Annotated in this window: 26 protein-coding genes; 13 read left to right on the top strand and 13 right to left on the bottom strand. The window is 66.5% G+C overall.

The window, feature by feature from the left end; all coding sequences use genetic code 11:
* Window positions 1-49 precede the first annotated feature (49 nt).
* The 7 genes from ACFPO9_RS15055 to ACFPO9_RS15025 are packed head-to-tail and all read right to left on the bottom strand — an operon-like array spanning window position 50 to window position 5,643.
* A complete protein-coding gene (locus tag ACFPO9_RS15055) occupies window positions 50-1,540 on the bottom strand; it encodes an RNA polymerase factor sigma-54 (RefSeq protein WP_379771933.1) in 1,491 nt (496 codons plus the stop codon).
* Between the two features lie 2 nt (window positions 1,541-1,542).
* Window positions 1,543-2,325, bottom strand: a complete 783-nt coding sequence (gene lptB / locus ACFPO9_RS15050; RefSeq protein ID WP_379771932.1) for an LPS export ABC transporter ATP-binding protein — start codon at window positions 2,323-2,325, stop codon at window positions 1,543-1,545.
* Complete coding sequence (gene lptA / locus ACFPO9_RS15045) at window positions 2,325-2,888, bottom strand: lipopolysaccharide transport periplasmic protein LptA (RefSeq protein ID WP_379771931.1); 564 nt, start codon at window positions 2,886-2,888, stop codon at window positions 2,325-2,327. Before lptA (ACFPO9_RS15045) ends, lptB begins: the two co-directional genes overlap by 1 nt.
* Complete coding sequence (gene lptA, locus ACFPO9_RS15040; protein ID WP_379771930.1) at window positions 2,889-3,437, bottom strand: lipopolysaccharide transport periplasmic protein LptA; 549 nt, start codon at window positions 3,435-3,437, stop codon at window positions 2,889-2,891.
* 28 nt (window positions 3,438-3,465) lie between these two features.
* The gene (lptC, locus tag ACFPO9_RS15035; protein WP_379771929.1) at window positions 3,466-4,074 is read right to left on the bottom strand and encodes an LPS export ABC transporter periplasmic protein LptC; all 609 of its coding nucleotides are present in this window, start codon (window positions 4,072-4,074) and stop codon (window positions 3,466-3,468) included.
* 13 nt (window positions 4,075-4,087) lie between these two features.
* The gene (locus ACFPO9_RS15030) at window positions 4,088-4,618 is read right to left on the bottom strand and encodes a KdsC family phosphatase (RefSeq protein WP_379771928.1); all 531 of its coding nucleotides are present in this window, start codon (window positions 4,616-4,618) and stop codon (window positions 4,088-4,090) included.
* Window positions 4,619-4,620: 2 nt separating this feature from the next.
* Window positions 4,621-5,643: a KpsF/GutQ family sugar-phosphate isomerase gene (locus ACFPO9_RS15025; protein ID WP_379771927.1), complete on the bottom strand. Its 1,023-nt coding sequence runs from the start codon at window positions 5,641-5,643 to the stop codon at window positions 4,621-4,623.
* 88 nt (window positions 5,644-5,731) lie between these two features.
* On the opposite strand from ACFPO9_RS15025, the gene ACFPO9_RS15020 reads away from it, so the two are divergent.
* Window positions 5,732-7,714 carry a monovalent cation:proton antiporter family protein gene (locus ACFPO9_RS15020; protein ID WP_379771926.1) on the top strand — a complete coding sequence of 661 codons (1,983 nt, stop codon included), beginning with the start codon at window positions 5,732-5,734 and terminating at the stop codon, window positions 7,712-7,714.
* A 28-nt stretch (window positions 7,715-7,742) separates the two neighbouring features.
* Here ACFPO9_RS15020 and ACFPO9_RS15015 read toward each other — a convergent pair whose 3' ends face one another.
* The 5 genes from ACFPO9_RS15015 to ACFPO9_RS14995 form a co-directional block, all read right to left on the bottom strand.
* The gene (locus ACFPO9_RS15015) at window positions 7,743-8,861 is read right to left on the bottom strand and encodes a GGDEF domain-containing protein (RefSeq protein ID WP_379771925.1); all 1,119 of its coding nucleotides are present in this window, start codon (window positions 8,859-8,861) and stop codon (window positions 7,743-7,745) included.
* A gap of 78 nt (window positions 8,862-8,939) precedes the next feature.
* Entirely contained in the window at window positions 8,940-9,821 is an 882-nt protein-coding gene (locus tag ACFPO9_RS15010; protein WP_379771924.1) for an MOSC domain-containing protein, read from the bottom strand.
* 25 nt (window positions 9,822-9,846) lie between these two features.
* On the bottom strand, window positions 9,847-10,683 hold the full coding sequence (locus ACFPO9_RS15005) for a DUF6159 family protein (protein ID WP_379771923.1): 837 nt from the start codon (window positions 10,681-10,683) through the stop codon (window positions 9,847-9,849).
* A 17-nt stretch (window positions 10,684-10,700) separates the two neighbouring features.
* Window positions 10,701-11,492 (bottom strand): hypothetical protein, encoded by a 792-nt coding sequence (locus ACFPO9_RS15000; protein WP_379771922.1) that lies wholly within the window; start codon window positions 11,490-11,492, stop codon window positions 10,701-10,703.
* 165 nt (window positions 11,493-11,657) lie between these two features.
* Window positions 11,658-13,649: a PhoX family protein gene (locus ACFPO9_RS14995; protein ID WP_379771921.1), complete on the bottom strand. Its 1,992-nt coding sequence runs from the start codon at window positions 13,647-13,649 to the stop codon at window positions 11,658-11,660.
* A 381-nt stretch (window positions 13,650-14,030) separates the two neighbouring features.
* Here ACFPO9_RS14995 and ACFPO9_RS14990 point away from each other — a divergent pair, with 381 nt between their 5' ends.
* Together ACFPO9_RS14990 and ACFPO9_RS14985 are read left to right on the top strand one after the other, a co-directional pair.
* Window positions 14,031-14,594, top strand: a complete 564-nt coding sequence (locus tag ACFPO9_RS14990) for a porin family protein (protein WP_379771920.1) — start codon at window positions 14,031-14,033, stop codon at window positions 14,592-14,594.
* Window positions 14,595-14,596: 2 nt separating this feature from the next.
* A complete protein-coding gene (locus ACFPO9_RS14985) occupies window positions 14,597-15,190 on the top strand; it encodes a porin family protein (RefSeq protein WP_379771919.1) in 594 nt (197 codons plus the stop codon).
* A gap of 6 nt (window positions 15,191-15,196) precedes the next feature.
* Here the strand turns inward: ACFPO9_RS14985 and ACFPO9_RS14980 are convergent, their stop codons facing one another.
* Window positions 15,197-15,859, bottom strand: a complete 663-nt coding sequence (locus ACFPO9_RS14980) for a GntR family transcriptional regulator (RefSeq protein ID WP_379771918.1) — start codon at window positions 15,857-15,859, stop codon at window positions 15,197-15,199.
* A gap of 147 nt (window positions 15,860-16,006) precedes the next feature.
* Between ACFPO9_RS14980 and dctP the strand changes: the two genes are divergently transcribed.
* Genes dctP through ACFPO9_RS14930 form a run of 10 tightly spaced genes read left to right on the top strand, consistent with a single transcriptional unit; the run spans window position 16,007 to window position 24,979 of the window.
* The gene (gene dctP, locus ACFPO9_RS14975; protein WP_379771917.1) at window positions 16,007-17,029 is read left to right on the top strand and encodes a TRAP transporter substrate-binding protein DctP; all 1,023 of its coding nucleotides are present in this window, start codon (window positions 16,007-16,009) and stop codon (window positions 17,027-17,029) included.
* Window positions 17,029-17,577 carry a TRAP transporter small permease gene (locus tag ACFPO9_RS14970; RefSeq protein ID WP_379771916.1) on the top strand — a complete coding sequence of 183 codons (549 nt, stop codon included), beginning with the start codon at window positions 17,029-17,031 and terminating at the stop codon, window positions 17,575-17,577. Before dctP ends, ACFPO9_RS14970 begins: the two co-directional genes overlap by 1 nt.
* A gap of 3 nt (window positions 17,578-17,580) precedes the next feature.
* Entirely contained in the window at window positions 17,581-18,930 is a 1,350-nt protein-coding gene (locus ACFPO9_RS14965) for a TRAP transporter large permease (RefSeq protein ID WP_379771915.1), read from the top strand.
* Window positions 18,931-20,598: a malonate decarboxylase subunit alpha gene (gene mdcA / locus ACFPO9_RS14960; protein ID WP_379771914.1), complete on the top strand. Its 1,668-nt coding sequence runs from the start codon at window positions 18,931-18,933 to the stop codon at window positions 20,596-20,598.
* A 2-nt stretch (window positions 20,599-20,600) separates the two neighbouring features.
* The gene (mdcC, locus tag ACFPO9_RS14955; RefSeq protein ID WP_379771913.1) at window positions 20,601-20,924 is read left to right on the top strand and encodes a malonate decarboxylase acyl carrier protein; all 324 of its coding nucleotides are present in this window, start codon (window positions 20,601-20,603) and stop codon (window positions 20,922-20,924) included.
* A complete protein-coding gene (locus ACFPO9_RS14950; RefSeq protein ID WP_379771912.1) occupies window positions 20,921-21,820 on the top strand; it encodes a biotin-independent malonate decarboxylase subunit beta in 900 nt (299 codons plus the stop codon). The genes mdcC and ACFPO9_RS14950 overlap by 4 nt, the downstream gene beginning before the upstream one ends.
* Window positions 21,817-22,533, top strand: a complete 717-nt coding sequence (gene mdcE / locus ACFPO9_RS14945; protein WP_379771911.1) for a biotin-independent malonate decarboxylase subunit gamma — start codon at window positions 21,817-21,819, stop codon at window positions 22,531-22,533. The genes ACFPO9_RS14950 and mdcE overlap by 4 nt, the downstream gene beginning before the upstream one ends.
* Complete coding sequence (gene mdcG / locus ACFPO9_RS14940) at window positions 22,517-23,200, top strand: malonate decarboxylase holo-[acyl-carrier-protein] synthase (RefSeq protein ID WP_379771910.1); 684 nt, start codon at window positions 22,517-22,519, stop codon at window positions 23,198-23,200. Before mdcE ends, mdcG begins: the two co-directional genes overlap by 17 nt.
* Window positions 23,193-24,050, top strand: a complete 858-nt coding sequence (gene mdcB, locus ACFPO9_RS14935) for a triphosphoribosyl-dephospho-CoA synthase MdcB (protein WP_379771909.1) — start codon at window positions 23,193-23,195, stop codon at window positions 24,048-24,050. Before mdcG ends, mdcB begins: the two co-directional genes overlap by 8 nt.
* Window positions 24,047-24,979, top strand: coding sequence for an ACP S-malonyltransferase (locus ACFPO9_RS14930; protein ID WP_379771908.1), 933 nt, complete (start codon window positions 24,047-24,049; stop codon window positions 24,977-24,979). Before mdcB ends, ACFPO9_RS14930 begins: the two co-directional genes overlap by 4 nt.
* Window positions 24,980-24,996 lie beyond the last annotated feature (17 nt).

Here is a 24,996-nt window from a genome sequence, read left to right as displayed (position 1 = left end):
TTTGAAGATGCGCTGTCAGGTAACCAGTATCTGGGTGCCCTGCAGCTTATTACAAGGATTTGCGGAGGCTGACGGGCGGGATCTTCAGCGCCTCACGGTATTTCGCGACCGTGCGGCGTGCGATAACCATTCCCTGTTCCCCTAGCATCTCCGCGATCTTGCTGTCGGATAAAGGGTTCTTGGGGTCTTCTGCTCCTGTGAGTTGCACGATGAGAGCCCGGATCGCCGTCGAGGATGCTTCACCGCCTGCCTCGGTCGCGACGTGACTTCCGAAAAAGTACTTCAACTCAAACATGCCGTGCGGCGTCAGCATATATTTCTGAGTTGTGACGCGAGAAATTGTGCTCTCGTGTAGACCTAGTGTATCAGCTATCTCACGTAAAACAAGGGGCCGCATGGCAACTGCGCCGTGCGAGAAAAAGTTCCGCTGGCGCTCGACGATAGCTTGCGCCACGCGCAGGATCGTGTCGAAGCGCTGGCGCATGTTCTTGATGAGCCACTTGGCTTCCTGCAACTGTGCATTCAGCTGCGATTCCGATTTCCCCTGTTTCAGCAAGGCGGCGTAGATGCTGTTCACGCGCAGGCGCGGCATCACTTCCGGATTCAGCTGCACGCTCCAGCCGTCCTTCGCGCGGCGCACGATCACGTCCGGCACCACGAAGTCGGAGACGTCGGAGGCGAAGGCCGCACCCGGATGCGGATTGCACTGGCGGATCACGGCCTGGGCTTCGCGCAGGTCTTCGTCGTCGCAGTCGAGGGCCTTCTTCAGCTTGTTGAATTCGCGCTGCGCAAACCAGGTCAGGTAGCGTTCGACGATGACCAGCGCCATGCGCCGCGTCACCATCGCCACGCCGGGCATGCGCCGGATCTGCAGGGCCAGGCATTCGGCGGCGCTGCGCGCGCCCACGCCCGGCGGGTCCATGCTCTGCACCAGCGACAGCGCGGTGCGCAGTTCCTCGAATTCGATCTCGAGTTCGGCCGGCAGGCGCGCGTGGATGTCGTCCAGCGATTCGTCCAGGTAGCCGTTGTCGTCGAGCGAGTCGACCACGATCTCGACCAGCGCGCAGTCGCGCGGCGAGAGGCAGGTCAGGCGCACCTGTTCCATCAGGTGCTCGCGCAGCGAGATGGGGCTGGCTTCCAGCTGCGGGCGGCCGTCCTCTTCCTCGCCGCCGCTGCCGCTGCCGGAATGGCCCGACTCGCCCCACTCCATCTCGTGCTCGGCGCCGCCGGCTTCGCCGCTGTCGCCGCCTTCGGCTTCGCTGCCGCCGCTGCCGCCGTTCTCCTCGCCCTGGCCGGACGCGGGGGGCGCATCGGGCGTGGTGTTGGTCGAGGAACCGTTGTTGATGGCGCCGTCCGCCAGCAGGCGCACGGAGCGGTCGAGCGGATCGTCGAGGCGTTCGAGCAGCGGATTCTCACCCAGGACTTGTTCGATCTCCTGGTGGAGTTCGAGCGTGGACAGCTGCAGCAGGCGGATCGACTGCTGGAGTTGCGGCGTCAGCGCAAGGTGCTGTGAGGTCTTGAGTTGCAGCGTCTGTTTCATGACTACATCCTGAAGTGTTCACCCAGGTAGACACGGCGGACGGATTCATTCGCGATGATGTCGTCGGGCCGGCCCGAGGCCAGCACCGCGCCCTGGTTGATGATGTAGGCACGGTCGCAGATGCCGAGCGTCTCGCGCACGTTGTGGTCGGTGATCAGCACGCCGATGCCGCGCTCTTTCAGGAAACGCACGATACGTTGGATCTCGATCACGGCAATTGGATCCACGCCGGCGAAAGGTTCGTCCAGCAGCACGAAGCGCGGGTCGGTGGCCAGTGCGCGCGCGATCTCCACGCGGCGCCGCTCGCCGCCCGACAGCGACAGCGCCGGGTTCTCGCGCAGCTTCTCGATCTGCAATTCGGCCAGCAGCTCGTCCAGGCGTTCCTGGATGCGCGCCTTGCTCAGCGGCTTGCCGTTCTCGCGCTGCAGTTCCAGCACCGCGCGGATGTTCTCTTCCACCGTCAGCTTGCGGAACACCGAGGCTTCCTGCGGCAGGTAGGACAGGCCCAGCATGGCGCGGCGGTGGATCGGCAGGCTCGTGATGTCGGTGCCGTTGATGACGATGGCGCCGGCATCGGCCGGCACCAGGCCCACGATCATGTAGAACGAGGTGGTCTTGCCGGCGCCGTTCGGGCCCAGCAGTCCCACCACCTCGCCGCAGGCGACCTGCAGCGAAACGTCGCGCACCACCAGGCGCTTGCCGTAGCTTTTCTGCAGCCCCTTGGCGACCAGGGTGCTGCCGCCGCTTGCGACGGCGGTCGGGGTGGCGTCTGCGTGTACTTCCATCATTGCTTTCCTGCTTCCGGTGGCGCCGCCGGCGTAGGGCGGCGCGTGTAAAAAGTGACGCTGACGCGGTCCTTGCCGGGCTTGTCGGCGCCGCTCACGTCATTCATGTTCAACAGGACTTCCTTGCGGGCGTCGTAGGAAATGAACGGGCCGCTCATCTCCCTGGTCACGGTACGGCCGTCGAGCTGCCTGATCGTGGCATGCGAGATCAGCTTGACGATGTCGGTGCGCTCGTCGTATTCCATGCGCTCGCCGTAGCCTTCGTCCCACTCGTCGGCGCCGCCGTCGCGCTTCTGGCGGAACGACGCGGCCTTGCCGTTCGCCCCGAACAGGACCACGGAGCGGTAACCCTCCGGCGTTTCCCTGATCTCGGCGCGCTCCGCCTTCAGCAGCATGCTGCCGCGGGTGCCGATCACGTTGCCGGTCAGGATCACGGTCTGGGTGGCCTGGTCGATCGTCGCCTTGTTGCCTTCGACATTGAAGGGCTTGAGCGCATCCGCCCGCTCGGCCTGCGCGAGCGGCATCAGCAACAGCGCAAGGGCAGCGGCGAGTGCGCGCTTCATTTACTGCTTCCCTGCCGGCGCGGTGCGGCGCGGCGCGATGATGATGGTGCTGCGGCCGCCGCCCGCCTTGCTCTCGCCGCTGGCGTCGTTGAAGACGTTGGCCTGCTCGGTGCGGTTGTCGTAGGAGATGAAGGGACCGTTCACCTCGCTCGTCATGCGCTTGCCTTCCAGCTGCTTGACGACGGCATTGGCGAACAGCTTGACCACTTCGGTGCGCTCGTCGTATTCGATGCGCTGGGCCTGGCCTTCGGTCCACAGGTCGGGGCCGCCGTCGCGCTTCTGGCGGAAGCTGGCGGTCTTGCCCGGCGCGGCGGTCAGCGTCAGCAGCATGTAGCCCTCCGGCGTTTCCTTCAGCACGGCCTTGTCCGACTTGATCAGCAGGGTGCCGCGGGTCAGCACCACGTTACCGGTCAGGATGCGGGTCTGGGTGGCTTCGTCGATGTGGCCGTTGTCGAAGTCGATCTGGGCCTGCTTGAGCGAATCGGCGCGCTCGGCCGAAGCGGTCAAGGCGGCCAGCGACAGCATGGCGACGGCGATTATTTTTTTCATTGAATGCGGTCCTTTCAGGTTGTTCCTGTCAGCGTTGGCCACGCGGCGGGTAGACGATCCGGCCGCGCCCGCCCAGCGTCAGCTGCTGGGTGGCGTTATTCGCCACCATGCCGACCCCGGTCGCGGAGGCATGGCCCAGCGTCATCTGGATCGGCTTGTCGGTTTTCGAGATTTCCTCGTCCGGCAGCACGGTCAGGGCCTCGGTGCGGATACGCAGCGGATCCGAGGTCTTGCTGCCGGGGCGGGAGATGTCGACGTTGCCGCTCAGGTCGATCTGGTTCTGGTCCTGGTTGACGTGGGCCTTGTCGGCCGTCATGGTCATGCTCGGGTGGTCCGTGCTCATGCTCTGCACCACAGGCTTGTCGATGTCCGAGGTGTTGTCGTTCGGGCGGTGGGTCAGGCGCTCGCCCGAGATCACGTAGCGCGGCTGGCCGGTCTCCGACATCCGCACGAAGCTGAAGTTGTCGATGATGTAGTCCGGGTCGTTGCCCACGTTGACGTTCGGCCCCTGCGCCTCGCCGCGCATCACCTGTACCAGCCAGAAGCTGCCAAAGGCGAAGAACAGCGCAGTCATCATCAGCGCCAGCAGGCGCCAGCGGTGCCGGGTGCGCTTGTTGACGTAGGTGGTGGTCGCCATGGCTTGCGAGGGATTATCCAAAGTACGGCGCCAATGCCTGTTCGTAGGTGCCCTGGGCGCGCATCACCATGTCGCAGACTTCGCGCACGGCGCCGCGGCCGCCCGGGTTCTTCGTCACGTAGTGGGCGCGGTACTGCACTTCCGGATGGCCGCTCGGCACCGTGACGGCAAAGCCGACGCGGGTGAACAGCGGCAGGTCGATCACGTCGTCGCCGATGTAGCCGCACGCCTCCGCCGTCACGCCGGTCCTGGCGAGCAACTCTGCAAACGCCAGGCGCTTGTCGTGCTGGCCCTGGAACACGTGGGTGATCCCGAGGTCGGCCGCGCGCTTCACGACGATCGGCGAATTCCTCGCGCTGATGATGGCGGTCTGCACGCCGGTGCGGTTCAGCAGCTGGATGCCGAGGCCGTCCAGCACATAGAAGGTCTTGGTGATCTCGCCGTTGGCGTCATAGGTCAGGCTGCCGTCGGTCAGCACGCCGTCGACGTCGAAGATCATGACCTTCACGCGCGCCGCGCGCTGGGTATGTTCCAGAGGAGTCATGGTCAGATCACCTTGGCGCGGGTCAGGTCGTGGATGTGCAGGGCGCCGACCAGCACGTCGTCGGCGTCGGTCACCAGCATCTGGTTGATGCGGAATTCCTCCATCACGGCAACGGCGTCGACCGCCAGCTGCTCCGGATGGATGCGGCGCGGGTTCGCGTGCATGACGTCCCGGATCGTCAGCTTGCTGAAATCCTGGGTTTTCTCGAACAGGCGGCGCAGGTCGCCGTCGGTGAACACGCCGACCGGGCGGCCGGCAGCGTCGACGATGGCGGTCATGCCCATGCCCTTCTGCGAGATTTCCAGCAGGGCGTCGGTCAGCGGCGCATCCGGCTGGACCTTGGGGATGGCGTCGCCGCTGCGCATCACGTCGCGCACGTGGGTCAGCAGCTTGCGGCCCAGGGCGCCGCCCGGGTGCGAAAGCGCAAAATCTTCGGACTTGAAGCCGCGCAGTTCCAGCAGCGCGACGGCCAGCGCATCGCCCAATGCCAGGGTGACGGTGGTGGAGGCCGTGGGCGCCAGGTTCAGCGGGCAGGCTTCCTTATCGACCGAGACGTCGAGGTGGACGTCGGACACCTGCGCCAGGCGCGAGCCCGGCTTGCCGGTCATGGCGATCACGGGCACGCCCATGCGCTTGACGGCCGGGATCACGACCGCCAGCTCGGCGCTTTCGCCGGAATACGAGATCGCGATCAGGACGTCCTGTGGCGTGACCATGCCGAGGTCCCCGTGCGCGGCTTCGGCCGGGTGCAGGAACAGGGCCGGGGTGCCGGTGGACGCCAAAGTGGCGGCGATCTTGCGGCCGATGTGACCCGATTTACCGATCCCGGAGACGACCACGCGGCCCTTGCAGGCCATCATCAGCGCCACAGCGCGAGGTACGCTGTCGTACTGGCCGAGGCGCGCAGACAGCTTGCGGATCGCTTCGCCCTCGATATCCAGGGTCTCGCGGGCCAGCTCCAGAGCGCGCTGTGCCTGGGTCTCGTTAAAACTTGTCAGCATTATTTTTTCATCGGTTACACTCATGGTGGAAGTATAGCCGAATTGAGAAAGCAAAAAACTTGCCAGATGTAACCGAGCGTATATATTTACAGGACCCAGCCCGCAGCCCCGCATGACATCAGGCCTTGAACTAACTTTAATTCTTCTGGGCAGCGCGGTCCTCGGCGTGGTCGCCTTCCGGATGCTGCACCTGCCCCCGATGCTGGGTTACCTGGCTGTCGGCGTATTGATCGGGCCGCACGCCCTGCAGCTGGCCGACAACGGCCCCACTACCCACGGCCTGGCCGAATTCGGCGTGGTGTTCCTGATGTTCTCGATCGGCCTCGAATTCTCGCTGGCCCAGCTCAGGGCGATGCGGCGCATCGTGTTCGGGCTCGGGCTGGCCCAGGTGGCGCTGACCATCCTGGTCGCCATGCTGGTCGCCTTCCTCAGCCCGCGCCTGCCGCCGCCGCTGAATATCAGCTGGCAGGCCGCGCTGGCGCTGGGCGGCGCGCTGGCCATGTCGTCCACCGCGATCGTCTCCAAGATGCTGACCGAGCGCCTCGAGCTGGAGAGCGAGCATGGACGGCGCATCATCGGGATCCTGCTGTTCCAGGACCTGGCGGTGGTGCCGCTGCTGATCCTGATCCCTTCGCTGGCGCGGCCGGCCGAGGAGCTGGCGATGAACCTGGGCTGGGCGGCCGTGAAAGCCGCCGGCGTGCTGGCGCTGCTGCTGTTCTTCGGCCAGAAGTGGATGCGCAAGTGGTTCACCATCGTCGCCAAGCGCCGTTCGCAGGAATTGTTCATGCTGAACCTGCTGCTGGTGACCCTGGGCGCGGCCTGGATCACCGAGCGCGCCGGCCTGTCGCTGGCGCTGGGCGCCTTCGTGGCCGGCATGCTGATCTCCGAGACCCAGTACAAGCACCAGGTGGAAGAAGACATCAAGCCCTTCCGCGACGTGCTGCTCGGCCTGTTCTTCATCAGCATCGGCATGCTGCTCAACCTGGAGCTGGTGCTGGCCAACTGGTGGCTGGTGCTGGCCATGCTGCTGGTGCCGGTGCTGCTGAAATTCGCCCTGATCGCGGTGCTGGCCAAGGCCTTCGGCTCCTCCGACGGCGTGGCGATGCGCACCGGCCTGGCCCTGGCGCAGGCCGGCGAATTCGGCTTCGTGCTGCTGAATCTCGCCTCTGGTTCGCAGCTGATCGATCCCTTCCTGATCCAGCTGGTGCTGGCGGCGATGGTGCTGTCGATGCTGCTGGCGCCCTTCATGATCGCCAACAGCGACAAGATCGTGATGAAGATGGCGTCCAACGAATGGATGCTGCAGTCGCTGCAGCTGACCCATATCGCCAGCCGCACCATGGCGGCGCAGAAGCACGTGATCATCGCCGGCTTCGGGCGCAGCGGGCAAAGCCTGGCGACCCTGCTGTCGGAAGAAAAGCTGCCCTGGTATGCGCTCGACCTCGACCCCGAGCGGGTCCAGGAAGCGCGCGCGGCCGGCGCCAACGTCTCCTACGGCGACTGCTCGCGCAGGGAAGCCCTGATCGCGGCCGGCATCAACCGCGCCAGTGCGCTGGTGATCACCTTTGCCGACACCCGCCTGGCGATCAAGGTGCTGCACCTGGTGCACGAACTGGCGCCCAAGCTGCCGGTGATCGTGCGCGCCCACGACGACACCGAACTCGATATCCTGAAACGGGCCGGCGCCACCGAGGTGGTGCCCGAAGCGCTGGAATCGAGCCTGATGCTGGCCTCGCACGCGCTGGTGGTGATGGGCGTGCCGCTGCGCCGCGTGGTGCACCGCGTGCAGGCCGCGCGCGACGAGCGCTACGCCTCGCTGCGCGGCTTCTTCCACGGCGCCGGCGACCTCAAGGAAGACCCGGAGCACAGCTACGTGCGCCTGCATTCGGTGGTGCTGGCCGAGGACGCCGGCGCGGTCGGCCGCTGCATCGGCGACCTGGGACTGGATGAAGTGGGCGCGGAAGTGACGGCGGTCCGGCGTGGCAACCAGCGGATCGAGCCGGAGGAGGATACCGAGCTGCGGGCCGGCGACGTGGTGGTGTTGCGCGGGACCGGGATGGCGGTCAATCGGGCCGAGGGGCGTTTATTGCGTTGATGGCGCGTGGGCACGGGGTGCCCACGCATTATGCGGCGACTACCTGGTTCCGGCCGTTCTGCTTGGCTTCGTACAAGGCCCCATCGGCCTGCGCCACCAGCTCCTGGGCCACTTCTTCAACCGTGTGGCTGCGCTCGAAATCATCCAGCGCCGCCACCCCGATCGACACCGTCACCGGCAAGCCCTTCCCTTCCGGCAGCAGGAAGGGCTGGTCGGCCACGCTGGCGCGGATGCGCTGCGCCACGATGCCGGCGCTGTCCAGGTCGGCGTCGATCAGCAGCACCACGAATTCCTCGCCGCCGAAGCGGCCCAGCGCATCCGACATGCGCAGCTCGGCCTTGATGCGCGCGGCGACTTCGCGCAGCACGTCGTCGCCGGCCTGGTGGCCGTGGCTGTCGTTGACCTGCTTGAAATGATCGACGTCGATGTACATGCAGGCGATGCGGTAGGACTGGCGGCGCGCGCGCGCGATCTCCTCGGCCAGGCGGCGGTCCATGTAGCGGCGGTTGTAGACGCCGGTGAGCGCATCGGTCAGGCCGATGTACTTCAGCATCTCGTTGCTGATCACGTTCTCGAGGCAGATCGCGATGATCGAGCCCATGTGCTCGACAAAGTCGGTGCCCAGCAGCGGCGTGAAGCGGCCCGGGTCGCGGCTGCCCAGGTTCAGGCTGCCGATCACGCGGCGGTTGCGGATCAGGGGCACCAGGGCGACGCTGGCCAGGCCGGCCGGCGGCTGCGGGAAGGCCATGCCGTGGCTGACCGGGTGGTAAGGCAGCAAACGCGGACGCGGCGGGCGGCCCGGCTCGAGGTCGAAGCCCAGCTCCTCGGCGTGTTCATGGAACAGCAGGTTGGGCAGGGCCTCGAAGTCCACATCCAGCTTGTGCATCACGGTGTAGATGTCGGCGCCGGCGTCGACCAGCGACAGGGTCACGATGTCCAGGCTGGAGACGATGGGCAGCTGGCGGAAGATGGTGGCGACCAGCTCCTGGAAGCTGGCCGCGCCCACGATGTCGAGATCGAAGGCCTGGTGGCGCATCATGATCGCGTGGTTGCTCTCGGCCTGGTCGATCAGGCTGGCGAGCTGCCTGCGCAGCGCGGCGTTCTCGGCCATCAGTTCGCGCACACTGGCGCCCTGCTGCTCGTGCATGGACGTTCCTTTCAGCAATTTGCCCTAACATTACGCCAACTCGGCCCTAATGCAAATGGAAACCTTGCCCAGGCGTTGTCAGAATGCGAGTTCGGCCGCCACTTCCTGGCCCACGCGCAGCCTGGCGCCGGCGCCCGCCGAGACGATGCAATTCATGCCCAGGCAGACCGCGCCGTCGAGCCTGGGGTTGGCGCGGTAGGTCTGCAGGATGTCGAGCGGATCGGGGCCCGGGACGCCGGTGGCCTGGTCGATCGCGGGAATCGGGCAGCGCGCGCAGGGTTTGACCGGGCGGATCTCGGCCGCGCCGGTGCTGAGGAAGGCCGTGTAGTCCTCTTCGAAGGCTTCGAGGCCGGCCACCACCAGGTTCGGGCGGAAGCGGTCCATGGCCAGGGTTTCACGCCCGGCCGCGCGCAGGCGCAGGTTCAGGTCGTCGAGCGAGGACTGGCCGATCAGCAGCAGCGGATAGCCGTCGGCGAAGCGGGTCTGCGATGGCATCCCGCCGGTCCACTTGACGCTGGTCGGGCGCACCACGTCGTGCCGGAAGCGCACCAGGCGGACCCGCTCGCGGGTGTCGAGCGCCTCGGTGAACCAGCCGGCGGCCACGTCGCCGCAGTCGGCCGCGCTGACGCTGTCGTCCCAGATCTGGACGTGGCGGGTGGGCGCTTCCTCATGCCAGGCCAGCGGCAGCAGCAGGTCGCCCATGGTCGGGCCGCTCACGCGCAGGTTGCCGCCATCCGGGCGGGGCCGGATCAGCGCCATGCGCGGATATTCGCGCTGGGTCAGGAACTGGCCGGATTCCGTCACCAGCATCCATTCGCGGTCGTGCACGCCGTGCGCGGCCAGGCCGGATTCGAGCAGGGTGGCGTCCTGCACGGCCATGCCGGCGCAGGATTTGATCGGGTACAGGAGGAGTTGGGACAGGGTCGGCATTGCGGTGCGGGATTCGACTTCGGGCCGCATAGTATCGCACCAACCCGCCCCCGTTTCAGGATTTTTGCTGGAAGGCCGAGGCCAGGGCGCCGTGGTCGAAGCCGGGCGCATCGCTACCGCCGACGGCATAGCGGTACAGCACGGCCGAATAGATGCCGCTCAGCGTGGCGTGCACCAGCATGCAGGCGAGGCCGGCCAGCACGGCAAAGGTGGCGAACAGGAAGTAGAGCGCCGGCGCCGCGCCCAGCCTGGCCATGAACAGCGTCAGCACGACGGCGCCCGCGATCAGGAAGAAATACAGCAGGCCGAAGGCGGTGCTCAATCCCACCTGCCCGGCCACGTTCTCGCCCCAGGTGCGCTTGAGCAGGGCCGTGCTCTCGGAAATCGAATCCATCGCGCCGCGCTCGCCGCTCGCGATCACCGGCACCACCAGGAAGGTGGCGACGGTCCAGCCGGCGCCGAGCAGGCCGGCGATCAAGCGGCCGATGAAGCCGACCCGCTCCTGGATGGCGCGCAGGATCACGCCGACGGTGGCGGAGATGACGGCGTAGCCGAAGATCGTGCCGATGCGGCCGTTGGCAATGCGCAGGCCGTCCCCCAGGGTCGGGCTGCCGCCGTCGAGCCGGATCATGACCGCGCCGACCAGGGCCGTGTTGTAGTAGAAGATCACGAAGTACTGGACGATGTAGAACAGGAAGGCCGCCGAATAGGCGCCGCCCTGCTTGAAACCGTCGATCGAGGCCAGGCCGAACAGCGGCAGCGCGAAGGCGGCCAGCACCACCAGCAGGGCCAGGCCCGAGATGACCGGGAACAGCATCAGGCGCTTGTTCTGCCTGAGCACTTCGGCGCTGGCGCCGACGAGGCGGAAACTGCGTTTGAGACGGTCGAACATGGCTTCTCCTTGAGTGATTACTGGCCGGCGCTGCTGCGCCAGGCTTGCAGCGCCGCCTTGAGCGCGATCGCCTCGCGCAGCGCCGCGGCCATTTCCGGGTCGGGAACGTTCTGGTGGTTCCGGTAGATGCGATCGAATTCGTCTTCCAGGCGGCCGGCACGGTACAGCAGCTGGTCCGGCGCGTGCTGCGCGGCCAGCGTTTTCCTGTCGATCTCGCCGCTCACGATGATGCGCTGCAGGCCGTAGATGAAACGTCCGAGGCGCTCGTAATCCGGCGCGCCGTCGTGCTGCGCCGCCTGGCCCGCCAGCCGCGCTTTCACATAGGCCAGCCATTCGTCGTCGGGATTCACGATGCCGTCTACCGTATCGAGCTGCTCGAAACTGCGCCTGGTCGGCCGCGCGCCGAGGAACACGAGATAGCTGTTGCCGACCACGAAACTCGGGTGGATGACGCAATCGACACCGTTCACCACGCGTCCGCCGCCGTGGGCCCAGAACGCGAAGTCCCGGTGCCGGTCGAAGCTGCCGTCCTGGTCCTGGGGCGGGGCCGCACGGCCGGTCACGCTGAACACCTTGCGGTCCACGCCCGCCAGCTGGTCCAGCACCAGGAAGCGGTACTCGACCTCGTACGCATCCAGCGGCGTGGCGCCGATCACCTGGGCCACCGCGACATCCGTCGCCGCGGCCACCTGCTCGCCGGCGCCGCTCAGCTGCGCGGGCGGCGCCACCCGGCAGGCCTGGGCGGCCGCCGCGGCGAGCGCCAGCACCGCGAAAGCGGGGCTGCGCATGATCGTCATCTTGTTCGTCATGAGGCGGAGCTTAGCAGGCCGGCGCGCGAAAAAATACGCGCATTATCACGCCCGGCCGTGCATCGAGGGATACGTCATTCCCGCGAAGGCGGGAATCCAAGTTGGACGCGTTTCGACAGCGCTTGCAGAACTGGGATTCCCGCCTGCGCGGGAATGACGAGGTGCTTACGCCTTGGCCAGCTTGAACTGCGTGAGTTCACCGGTCAGGTAACCCACGGCCGCCCCGAACTTGTCCTTGTAGTTCGCCTTGATCAGCGGATCCAGCGTGCCCTTCACGTTCGCATGGATGCCGCCCCAGTCGCCCGGGTGCTGGAAGTTGCTCATGATGTAGGTCCAGCCGTTGATGTCGTCCACCGCGTGCAGGCCGGTCGATTCGCCGCCGGCCGGCACCGAAAGCAGGCGCGAGAGCTGCCTGGTGTCGATGTTGTAGGCCCACAGGAAGTTGTTGACGTGCTGGCTGCTGTCCTCGCCGATGAACAGGGTCCGCATCTTTTCCGAGAACTTCAGGTTGTCCGGGTTGCCGATCCTGTTCGGATTGGCGGTATTGCCCAGCGCGTCGGCGTCGATGTCCTCGCCCACCAGCAGGGCCCTGGTGTCGGCCGGCATCCACTCGCTGTTGATGGCATTGCCCGCGGTGTCCTTCTGGCCGCCCTTCAGGCTCAGCATCATCACCGCGCCGGCGTTGAGCGCCTTCGGGATCGAGATGCCGTTGCCCGGCACGTTCAGGGCGTTACCGGCCACCATCGAGCTCTGGCAGTTCTGCAGCGCCGAGTAGGCGACCTTGTCCTTCAGGTTGACGGTCGTGCCTTCCATCTTGGTGAAGCCCATCGAGGCGCCGACCAGCGCGGCGTAGCGGTGGGTTTCCAGGAAGGCGGCGGCCTTTTCCATGCCCGGCTTGAGCTTCAGCCATTCGGTGCGGCCGTTGGCGGCGACCCTGGTGTAGGTGGCGTCTTGCGGGTCGGCGGTCTTGACGTCCATGATGTCGGTGGCCTTGATCGAAGCGGCCAGCGAGCGGATCTCGTCGCTGGTGGCGGAACCCAGCTTGATCCAGGTGAGCGGCGCGGCGGCGGCGGCCGGGTCCAGCGAGAAGCCGGCGCCGACCTTGGCCACGTACAGGGTGCCCGACGACAGGTCCTTCTCCTTGTCGGCCACGAACACGAAGTAGCCGCTGTTGGTGGCGTCGTCGCCCATGATCACGGTGCGGTTGTCGCCCAGCACCTGCACCAGTTCGTGCGAGATGCGGCCCATGCAGTAATGCTTCTTGATGCTGGCAGTGCCGTCGGCATTGACGGTCACTTCCGGCAGGTGGCCGTAGTTGTACGGGTTCGCCCTGGTCTCGTCGCCGTACAGGTTCTTGCTGAAGCCCTTGAACTGCGCTTCGCCGGCGGCGGTGAAGGCGTTCGGCTCGTATTCTTCGCTCGACAGGTGGGTGCCCCAGGGCGACAGGCTGGCGCCGCAGGTGATCCACAGGCCGTTGACGCTGGAGGTATCGACGTTGTGGTACTTCACGAGCTTGAGTTTCCCGGTGCCCGGGTCCTGGTCCAGGGTCAGCACGGCGATCGGCGACGGCAGCTTGCCGTACATGTCGGTCTTGCCGTCCTGCGCCCAGGTGGTGTACTCGAACTGCACCACGGCGAACACGGTATTGCCCTTCACCCCCGTCACGTTCGCGTTCGGCACGGTCAGCAGCGAAGTGCCGTCCGGCGAGTCGGAGAAGAACTGGCGCGCCTTGCCGGCCACGGTGGTGTCGATAATCGCCTTGTTGTTGATGTCATAGTAGCCGCCGGCCAGGATGGTGCCGCCGCTGCCGTTCGGGACCAGGTCGCCGGTGATGAAGAAGGGTTGATAGGACAGCTTGAAATCGAGCTTGCTGCTGTCGCTGAAGCTGACGCTCATGGTCGAGCCGACCGAGGTGGTGGCCATGGCTGCGGCGTCGGCCAGGGTCGGCGCATTCATGGAGCCGAACGAGACGCTGGACAGGGTCACGGGCGGCGTGGTCGTCACCGGCGGCGTCGGCGCGGTCGTGACCGGGCTGTCGTCGCCACCGCCGCAGCCGGCGAGCATGGCGCCCACGGTGCCGGCGCCGATCGGCAGCATCGGGGTGGCGCCCAGCAGGCGAAGCAGGCGGCGGCGGGACAGGTCGGTATTCGGATTCATGCGTCAACACTCCAGGATCAGGTCGGTAGGACCGCGCCTTCGCGCGGCGATCGCTGGGCAGATTAGTGGAGCCATATGTCAGGAAGATGACGGAAATTTAACGGTTTGATGACATGGCGGTTATTGCTCTTTGAATTTGTAAGCAAGCGCAACACAGACGGTTCGCTCATCTGTCGCCAATTCCCATCCATCGACGATCAACGTCGATCACTTTCAACATCCCGGCAACATACATATCTGACTTTTCCGTCATTTATATGCACACCCGTAACAGTTCCTTACCAATCCGACAGTTTTCCAAAAGAAACAAGCTGCTATCGTTTTCTCCGTCGCGATGCCGGTGCATCGCGGCACAGTGAAAACCAAAACAAAGGAAAAACGATGAAGAAAACGATTTTCGCAGTGCTCGCGGGGGTCCTTGCGGCAGGCGCGGCACAGGCCCAGACCACCAGCTTCGCCGACACGGCGCCGAATGCCTACGTCGGCATCGGCACGGGCATGGTCAAGGACTCCATCACCAACGACCGCAAGCGCACCACCAAGATCTTCGGCGGCTATGACGTCGACCAGAACTGGGGCGTCGAGGCGGGCTACTCCTGGCTGGGCAGCACCGGATTCTACGTGCAGCAGGGCGATCACGACCTGGCCTACACCCGCCTGAAGAGCTCGAGCTTCTACGCGGCCGCCAAGTACACCATGCCGCTCAGCGAGCGCTCCTCGGTGTACGGCAAGCTGGGCCTGGCGCACAGCGAGCAGAAATATTCGAGCCCGCTGGGTTCCTGGAACTTCAAGGAGAGCAACAACGGCCTGTACGCCGCGGCCGGCGCGCAGTTCAAGCTGACCCAGAAGGTGTCGCTGTACGCCGAGCTCGAACGTAACGGCGAATCGCCCCGCAATGGCGCGAAGAACCTCGTTCTCAACGGCGGCCTGAAATTCGGGTTCTGATCATGAAAAAACTGCGCAGCTCTCTACTCGCAGGTTTGTGCGCCATCGGCGCGGCCCAGGCCCAGGCCATCGATGCCGCGCCAGCCCCCGCCACGGCCGAGTCCAAGCCGCACGCCTACGTCGGCCTCGGCCTGGGCGTCGTGAGCGATACCATCGCCGGCGGCCGCAGGGCCAATGCCAAGATCTTCGGTGGCTATGAATTCGACCGGAACTGGGGCGTCGAAGCCGGCCTGGCGGGCTTCCGCACGTCCGAGTTCGTCGCCGTCGACTACAGGCCGGACGGCAGCTACGACGTCGGCCAGGGGAAGATGAAAAGCGCTCGCGCCTACCTCGCCGGCAAATACAGTGTCCCGGTCAGCGACAGGTTTTCGGCCTTCGGCAAGTTCGGCCTGTCGTACAGCCAGCGCAAGATCTCGGCGCCGGTCATGGGATGGAACCATACCGACCGGGATACCGGCCTGTATGCCGGACTGGGCGCGCAGTACAAGCTGACCGGGAACCTGGACGCGGTGGTCGAGTACGAGCGCTATGGCAAGCGCAAGGTCAGCGGGCCGAAGGCCGATGTCTACAGCATCGGCCTGAAGTACGGATTTTAAGGCGCTCTACGCGGCGACGGCGCTCATCGCCTCGAGCGAGGCCACCAGGTCGGTAAACCGCTGGCCCTGCACGGCCACATGGCTGCGCAGGAAGTCGGCGGCCTTCTGGCCGTCGCCGTCGATGATGGCCTTGACCACCGCATCGTGCTCGCTGAACGAGTGCTTCATGCGGTCGCGCACCCTGAGCTGCAGGCGGCGGTAGGGACGGAGCCGGCGCGACAGGGCGCGCGCCTGCTCCGCCAGGAAGTGGTTGTGGCTGCCCGCAAAGATCATCTGGTGGAACACCTCGTTGCGGTCGTAGTACTCGTCCGGGTCGCGCGCCTCGTAGGCGCTGCTGCAGGCCTGGTGCGCCTCCAGCAGCTTGGCGTGTTCGGCGGCCGACATGCGCCGCGCCGCCAGGCGTGCGCACATGGCTTCCAGCTCGGCCATCACCTCGAACATCTCCACGATCTCGTGCGGCGACACCGTCGACACCACCGCCCCGCGGCGCGGCCGGATCTGCACCAGCCCGGCCGAGGCCAGCTGGATCAAAGCTTCGCGGATCGGAGTACGCGATGCCCCGAATTCATTGGCCAGTTCCGTCTCGTCGAGATGCTGCCCTGGCAACAACTTCCCAGTAGCAATTTTTTCCTCGATCTGTTCGCGTAGCCGATCAGAGAGCTTTTTCATGGCGCTGCTTCCCGCTTAAAAAAATCATATTAACCTGATTGACATTGTATTTTTTCTGGGTCATCTTGTATACATAAACAAAAAACTTGCATGCATCAGCATGCGTTCCCTTGAAGTACACACTAAAGAGAACTGAGGAGATAAGACATGGCAATCAATCGACGCACCGCCCTGGGCGTACTGGCACTGAGCATAGTCATGGGCTTCGGCGCGGCCCCGGCCTGGGCCCAGACCACCACCATCAAGATTTCGCACCAGTTCCCCGGCGGGACCATCGACAAGGGCGATTTCCGCGACCGCCTGGTGCGCATGTTTGCCGCCGAGGTCGAGAAACGCACCAAGGGCGCCGTGAAGTTCGAGATCTATCCCGGCTCCTCGCTGATGAAGACCAACGCCCAGTTCTCGGCGATGCGCAAGGGCGCGCTCGACATGTCGCTGGTGCCGCTGTCCTACGCCGGCGGCGAAGTCCCGGAAACCAACATCGGCCTGATGCCCGGCCTGGTGACCTCGTATGAACAAAGCGCCGCCTGGAAGAACGCCGCGGTCGGCAAGGAACTCACGAAAATCCTCGCCGACAAGGGCGTGGTGATGGTCAGCTGGATCTGGCAGGCCGGCGGCATGGCTTCGCGCGGCAAGCCGATCGTCGAGCCCGAGGACGCGAAGGGTATGAAGATCCGCGGCGGTTCGCGCGAGATGGACCTGATCCTCAAGGAAGCCGGCGCCGCCGTCGTGACCCTGCCGTCCAACGAGATCTATGCCGGCATGCAGACCGGCGCGATGGACGCTGCCCTCACCTCCTCGACCTCGCTGATCTCGTTCCGCCTCGAGGAAGTATCGAAGGCGCTGAGCACCGGCCGCGGCAAGTCCTACTGGTTCATGCTGGAGCCGCTGATGATGTCGAAGGCCGCCTTCGACCGCCTGAGCAAGGAGCAGCAGGCCGTCATCCTGCAGGTCGGCGCCGAGATGGAAGCCTTCGCGCTGAAGGAAGCCAAGGAAGACGATGAAGAAGTCGCCAAGGTGTTCACGAAAGCCGGCGCCAAGGCAGTCGACCTGAGCGACGCCACGGTCAAGAAATGGCAGGACATCGCCCGCCGCACCGCGTGGAAGGACTTCGCCGCCAAGAACGCCAACACCGCCAGGCTGCTACAGCTCGCCGAACAGGTGAAGTGATGAGCGCGCACGGCTTCGAAGCCCAGGCGCCGCAGGCGCCTGCGCTGCCCTCGCACCGCGGGGCCGCCACGCTGGCCTTGATCCTGCAAAGGATCAACAGCGTGCTGCTGGCGATCTCCATGATTGCCATGATCCTCACCGCCCTGGTGCTCAGCTATTCGGTGGTGATGCGCTACTTCTTCAAGGTCGCCACCGACTGGCAGGACGAGGCCGCGGTCTTCATGCTGGTCGGCGCCACCTTCTTCTGTGCGGCCTACGTGCAATCCTTCCGCGGCCATATCGGCATCGAGGCCCTGGCCGGGCTGCTGTCGCCGCGGGTGAACCGCTTCCGTCTGATGCTGGTGGACCTGCTGTCCTTCCTGTTCTGCGGCTTCTTCTCCTGGAAATCGTGGGCGATGTTCCACGAAGCCCTGGTCGAAGGCCAGACCACTTCGTCGACCTTGGCGCCGCCGCTGTGGATCCCGTATTCACTGATGGCTTTCGGGATGACGCTGCTGACGGTGCAGATCCTGGTGCAGCTGATCGGCCGCCTGACCGAAAAGGAATAAATCATGAGCGCTCTTTCCCTCGGCGTCGGCTACGCCGCCGCCACGCTCGTCGTCATGTTCTCGGGCATGCCGATCGCTTTCGCACTGGGCATGGTCGCCACCGCCTTCATGTATTTCTTCATGCCGGCCTCCGCGCTCGACACGATCACCCAGAACGTGTACGAGGAGATGGCCTCGATCACGCTGCTGTCGATCCCGCTCTTCATCATGAAGGGCGCGGCGATCGGCAAGTCGCCGGCCGGGCGCGACCTGTACTCGGCCATCCACGCCTGGCTGAACAAGGTGCCGGGTGGCCTGGGCATCGCCAACGTGTTCGCCTGCGCGCTGTTCGCCGCCATGGCCGGCTCCTCGCCGGCCACCTGCTCGGCGATCGGCTCGGCCGGCATTCCGGAGATGCGCAAGCGCGGCTATTCGCCCGGCTTCGCGGCCGGCATCATCGCCGCCGGCGGCACGCTCGGCATCCTGCTGCCGCCGTCGATCACGATGATCCTGTACGCGGTGGCCGCCGAGCAGTCGCTGGGCCGCCTGTTCCTGGCCGGTATCGGCCCCGGCCTGATGCTGGTGCTGCTGTTCGCCGGCTACGCCGTCTACCGGGCGCGCAAGGAATACCGCCTGGCGCATGAGCTCTACCAGCGCGGCGGCGAGAAATCGGCCTACCTGGACGCCCACAAGTACACGCTGGCGGAAAAGGTCGAGATGCTGCCGCGCGTGCTGCCCTTCCTGGTGCTGCTGACCGGCGTGATGATCGCGCTGTACGGCGGCTACGCCACCCCGTCCGAAACCGCGGGCCTGGGCGCGCTGCTGGCCATCGTGCTGATGGCCGTCGTCTACGGCATCTGGCGGCCGAAGGAACTCGGGCCGATCCTGAGTTCGACCATCAAGGAGTCGACCATGCTCCTCATGATCATCGGCATGTCCCTGCTCTACTCCTACGTGATGAGCTACCTGCACATCAGCCAGTCGGCGGCGCAGTGGGTGGTGGGACTGCACCTTTCTAAATGGGTGCTGCTGTCCGTGATCCTGCTGATGGTGATCGTGTTCGGCTTCTTCCTGCCGCCGGTGTCGATCATCCTGATGACCGCGCCCATCATCCTGCCGCCGCTGCGCGAAGCCGGCTTCGACCTGATCTGGTTTGGCGTGGTGATGACCATCGTGATGGAGATGGGCCTGATCCACCCGCCGGTGGGGCTGAACATCTTCGTCATCAAGAACATCGCCCCGGACATTCCGCTGTCCGACGTGATCTGGGGCGTGATGCCCTTCGTGGTGCTGATGTTCGTGGCCGTGATCCTGCTGTGCGTGTTCCCGCAGATTTCGACCGCCCTGCCCGACATGATCATGGGAGTGCGCTAGATGGCTGCGAACGAACGAAGCTGGGACCGGCAACGGGCCAACCGCGAGCAGCGCCTGGCGCGGGCCCGCGAGCGGCTCGGGGCCGGCCTGCAGGGCAAGATCGTCGATACCAACCTTGTGCAGGAGCTGATGCACCAGGTGATCGAATGCGGCGACCGCGTCTGCCTCGAAGGGAACAACCAGAAGCAGGCCGACTTCCTGGCCAGGACCCTGGCTTCGCTGGACGCCGGCCGGGTCAACGATCTGCACATGCTGCAGTCGGTGCTGGCCCTGCCCGAGCACCTGGACGTGTTCGACAAGGGCATCGCGGCCAAGCTGGACTTCTCTTTCTCCGGTCCGCAGGCCGGGCGCCTGGCGAAACTGGTCTCCGCCGGCAAGCTGAATATCGGCGCCATCCACACTTACCTGGAACTGTTCGGGCGCTACTTCATCGACCTGACGCCGCAGGTAGCCCTGGTGGCGGCGCAGGCCGCGGACCGCCACGGCAACCTGTACACCGGCCCGAACACCGAAGACACCCCGGCCATCGTCGAAGCCACCGCCTTCAAGAGCGGGATCGTGATCGCGCAGGTCAACGAGATCGTCGACGTCCTGCCGCGCATCGACATCCCGGCCGACTGGGTCGACTTCGCGGTGGCGGCGCCGACCCCGCACTACATCGAGCCGCTGTTCACACGCGATCCTGCGCTCATCTCCGAAATCCAGGTGCTGATGGCGATGATGGCCATCAAAGGCATCTACGGCGAGTACCAGGTCGAGCGCCTGAACCACGGCATCGGCTTCGACACCGCCGCCATCGAACTGCTGCTGCCGACCTATGCGGCTTCGCTCGGCCTGAAGGGCAAGATCGGCCGCAACTGGGCGCTGAACCCGCACCCGGCGCTGATTCCCGCCATCGAAGCCGGCTTCGTCGAAACGGTCCACTCCTTCGGCTCCGAACTCGGCATGGAAGACTACGTGCGCGCCCGTCCCGACGTGTTCTTCACGGGCCCGGACGGCAGCATGCGCAGCAACCGCGCCTTCAGCCAGGTGGCCGGGCACTACGCCTGCGACATGTTCATCGGTTCGACCCTGCAGATCGATTTGCAGGGCAACTCGTCCACCGCCACCCTGGGCCGCATCTCCGGCTTCGGCGGCGCCCCCAACATGGGCGCGGATGCGCGCGGCCGCCGCCACGCCAGCCCGGCATGGCTGAAAGCCGGCGAAGAAGCGCGCCGCGGCACCAATGCGATGCCGCGCGGCCGCAAGCTGGTGGTGCAGATGGTCGAGACCTTCCGCGAGCACATGCAGCCGGCCTTCGTCGAGACGCTGGACGCCTGGCAGCTGGCCGAGCAGGCGAAGATGGCGATCCCGCCGGTGATGATCTACGGCGACGACGTCACCCACATCCTGACGGAAGAAGGCATCGCCAACCTGCTGCTGTGCCGCACCGAGGAAGAACGCGAGCAGGCGATCCGCGGGGTGGCCGGCTATACCCCGGTGGGCCTGGCGCGCGACGCCCGCATGGTGGAAAACCTGCGCGACCGCGGTATCGTCAAGCGCCCCGAAGACCTCGGCATCGACAAGCGGCTGGCCACGCGCGACCTGCTGGCGGCCAGGAACATGAAGGACCTGGTGCGCGCTTCGCACGGCCTGTACAAGCCGCCCAAACAGTTCAGGAACTGGTAATCATGGAAACCCTACGATTCAATTTCTCGGGCGGTCAACACCGTCTCAGCGGCGCGCAGCTGGTCGGCGTGGTCGGCTCCGGCAACCTGGAAGTGCTGATCGAGCAGCGGCCCTTGAACGGCGCCTGCGAAGTCGAGATCAGCACCGCCGCGCACGGCTTCGGGGCTATCTGGGAAGCGGTGGTGCGCGACTTCCACCAGCGCTGGCAACTGGCCGACGTCCATGTGGCCATCAACGACATGGGTGCGACCCCGGCGGTGGTCAGCCTGCGGCTCGACCAGGCGGCCGAATCGATTACCGGCTCGATGGGTGGAGGCGCAGCATGAGCAGCTACCAGGAAGCCACCGCGCGCCAGCGCATCGCCGGCATGCTGGACCCCGGCAGCTTCGACGAATTCCTGCCGCCGCAGATGCGCATCACCAGTCCGCACCTGCCCCAGCTGGACGCCCCGGTCTCCTTCGACGACGGCGTCGCGGTCGGCCGCGGCGCCATGGACGGCCGCCGGGTCTTCATCGCCGCCCAGGAAGGCGGCTTCATGGGCGGCGCGGTCGGCGAGGTGCATGGCGCCAAGCTGGCCGGCATGCTCAGGCGCGCCGTCGACGAACAGGCGGACGCCGTGCTGCTGCTGCTGGAAACCGGCGGCGTGCGCCTGCATGAAGCGAATGCCGGCCTGATCGCCGTGTCGGAAGTGATGCGCGCCGTGATGGACGTGCGCGCCGCCGGCATCCCGGTGATTTCGCTGGTGGGCGGTTCGAACGGCTGCTTCGGCGGCATGGGCATCGTGGCCCGCTGCACCAACGGCGTCGTCATCTCGGAAGAAAGCCGGCTGGCGATGTCCGGGCCGGAAGTCATCGAGACCGCCGGCGGCGTGGAAGAATTCGACGCCCGCGACCGCGCCCTGGTCTGGCGCGTCACCGGCGGCAAGCACCGTTATCTGCTAGGGGATGCGCAGGCCATCGTGGCTGACGACATCGCCGCGTTCCGTACGGCGGCTTTGCAGCTGGCCGACGCTGCGCGCGGTCGCGGTAGCGAACTGAGTTTGGAGGCGCTTGAAGCCGAGCAGCGCATGCTCACCAGCCGCATCGAGCGTTTTGGCGGGTGCGAGGATCCTCTGGAAATCTGGGAAGCGCTGGGTGTCGAAGAGCCGCAGTCGGTGCCGCTACTGGAAATTGACGCATTCCGCGAACTGGCCGACGGCCACCGTGAAGGAGCAGCCGCATGAACTGGCAGACCGTGGCGGACGCCCTGTTCCCGCAAGGCCACCGCATCGCCGAGCGCGAAAATTTCCTGAGCGGCGACGCGCAGGTGGCCGGGCAAACCGTCGCCATCATCGGCACCTCCGGGCACACGCCGATCGGCGTCGAGATCGCATTGGCGCAGGCCGCCGCCATCCTCGACACCGTGCGTGCGCATCCCGGCCGGCCGATCGTGATCCTGGTCGATACCGTCGGCCAGCGCCTGCGCCGGCGCGACGAGATGTTGGGCATCAACAGCTACATGGCCCACCTGGGCAAGTGCATCGAACTGGCGCGGCGCCGCGGCCACCGCATCGTCGGGCTGGTGTACGACCAGGCTTTGTCGGGCGGCTTCATCACCAGCGGCCTGATGGCGGACGCCTGCTATGCCCTGCCCGGCGCCACCATCCGCGTGATGGGCCTGCCGGCGATGGCGCGCATCACCAAGGTGCCGCTGGAGCGGCTGGAAGAGCTGGCCGTGGACAATCCGGTGTTCGCGCCGGGTCCGGAAAACTACCTGCGCATGGGCGGCGTGGCCGCGATCTGGCACGGCGAGCTGGCGGCCGCCATGGCGCAGGCGCTGCGCGACGCGGCGCCGGAAGACCGCCGTGCGGAACTGGGACTCGAACGCGGCGGCCGCAAGCTGGCGCGTCCCGTCGCGGCAGCGGTACGCACGGGCTCCGATGTACAGGCGGCATGACCTGGTCTGGCTGACGCCGCAGGGCTGGGACACGGCGCTGCGCGGCCTCGAAGGCAGCCCGCGCGAACTGGCTCTGGACTGGCGCACGCGCAGCCTGCCGGCCGTGGTGCGCCGCAGCGACCCGGGCACGCCGGCCGGCCTGCTCTGCCTGGGCATTCCGGCGCCGCCGGATGCGCACAGCGGCCAGAAGCTGCGGCTCGGCTTCGCGATCGCGCTCGGCCACGTGGCGGAAGCGCGCCCTGCGCTGGCGCTGGAGCAGGCGGAAGCCCCTGCCGCCTGGCAGCCGGGCCTGGCCAGCCTGGGCATCGCCTTGCGCGCAGCGGGCATCGACTGCCGCGTATTCGGCTCGCTCGCGATGCAGACCCTCACCGGCAAGGCCTATCTTGGCGCCGGTTCCGACGTCGACCTGCTGCTCCGTCCCTTGAACGGCGCCCAGCTGGAGGCCGGCCTGGCGCTGCTGGCGCGCCATGCGCAAAGCCTGCCGCTGGACGGCGAGATCGAATTCCCCTTCGGCCATGCGGTGTCCTGGAAGGAGTGGCTGGGTGCCGATGCGCAGTCGCACGACGGCGCCGATCGCGTGCTGGCCAAGCACCGGGACGCGGTGGCCTTGCTGCGGCGCGACGAGCTGCTGGCCCAGTTTGGCACGGACGGAGGCTGTCATGGCTGAAGCCTGCGTCCTGGCGCAGCGCGATGCCGGCGCCGATGCCGCCGGCGTTCCGATTGCACGGCATGCGGTGCGCAGCCTGTACCAGGAACTGGCGCTGTATCCCAAGCCGGGACTGGTCTCGCTGGTCGACACCGGCAGCCACGCCGACATGGATGCCTCGACTTTTGTCCGCAGCCTGTTCTCGCTGCGCCGCTACTTCCTCGACATCGCGCTGGCCGGCGCGCAGGATGCGCCATTTGCCGTGCTCAGGGACTTGGGCATCGAGGCCGAGCGGCGCATGCTGCTGGCGACCGGCGGCATCAACACGCATCGCGGGGCGATTTTTTCGCTGGGGATGCTGTGTGCGGCGGCCGGACGCGCGGGTGCTTCATCCCGGCAGCCGGCGCACTTGCGCGCGACGCTGGTCGACTGCTGGGGTTCGGCGCTGTCCCGCCATCGCGGACCGGTCGTATCGAACGGTGCGCTGGCCCGTGCACGTCACGCGGCGCCGGGCGCGCGCGAACAGGCGGCGGCCGGCTTCCCGGCCATCTTCGAGCTCGCGCTGCCCACCCTGCGCCGCACGCTGGCGCTTGGCCGCGGCCTGCGCTGCGCGCGCATCGACACCCTGTTCACCTTGATGGCGGAGCTGTCCGACACCAACGTCTACCATCGCGGCGGCGCGGAAGGGGCGCGCATCGTGCGCGCGACCTCGCTGCGTTTCCTGGAGCGCGGCGGCACCGCGGCGGCGGATTGGGAAGACGATGCGGTGGCGGCGCATCGTTTGTTCGTTTCGCATCGCCTGTCACCGGGCGGCGCGGCCGATCTACTGGCGGCGACCTGCTTCGTTCACTCGCTGGGCAGCGCATCGTGACGCTGCGCCTGGCCATTCTTTGTCCCGGACAAGGCTCGCAGAGCGCGGCCATGTTCGACCTGGGGGCATCCGATCCAGCGGCGATGGCCCGCGTACAGGCCTGGCTGCGCTCGGCCGATGGGCCGGTGTCGCAGACGCCGCTGTCCGGGTTGCTGGCCCATCCCACGGCCATGTTCGAGAACCGCTGCGCGCAGCCGCTGGTGGTCGCCGCCACCCTGATGGCCTGGACCATGCTGGCCGAACGCCTGCCACGCCCCGCGCTGGTGACCGGCTACAGCGTCGGCGAAATCAGCGCCTATGCGATTGCCGGCGCGCTGCCGCTGGACCAGGCGGTCGGCATCGCAGCGCAGCGGGCGGCGATCATGAGCGAGGCTTCGGAAGCCAGCGGCGAACAGGGCCTGGCGGCGCTGTCCGGCATCGCGCCGCAGGCTGCGCTGGCGCTGGCGACGCAAGCCGGCTGCGCAGCCGCCATCGATACGCCCGGCGCCCTCATCGCCGGCGGCTTGCGCGCGAATCTTGACCAGTTGGCAAAACTTTCACAGCACGCCGGCGCTACCTGTAAACCGCTGCCGGTGCATATCGCTTCGCATACGGGTTTGCTGGCGCCGGCGGTCGATCCGCTGCGCGCCCTGCTGCAGGTCCATGCACGGGCGCCCGTCCTGCCGCTGCTGGCCGGCGTGAACGCCAGCACCATCCACGACGGCGCCCAGGCCGCCGAGCTGCTGGCCCGGCAGACCGCCAATACCATCCACTGGACCGACTGCCTCGACGCGATTGCCGAAGCGCGGATCGACGTCGCGCTCGAACTCGGCCCCGGCAATGCCTTGACGCGCATGCTGCGCGAGCGCCATCCGGAGATCGCCTGCCGCTCGGTAAGCGATTTCCGCAGCGTCAAGGGCATCCTGGCCTGGGTCGAAGCGCAAGCCTGAGCTGTCGGAAAACTTTA

It is taken from the genome of Massilia aerilata (genome assembly GCF_042656905.1).
Taxonomy (GTDB): domain Bacteria; phylum Pseudomonadota; class Gammaproteobacteria; order Burkholderiales; family Burkholderiaceae_D; genus Telluria; species Telluria aerilata.
This window is presented reverse-complemented; position numbering and strand designations above follow the sequence as displayed.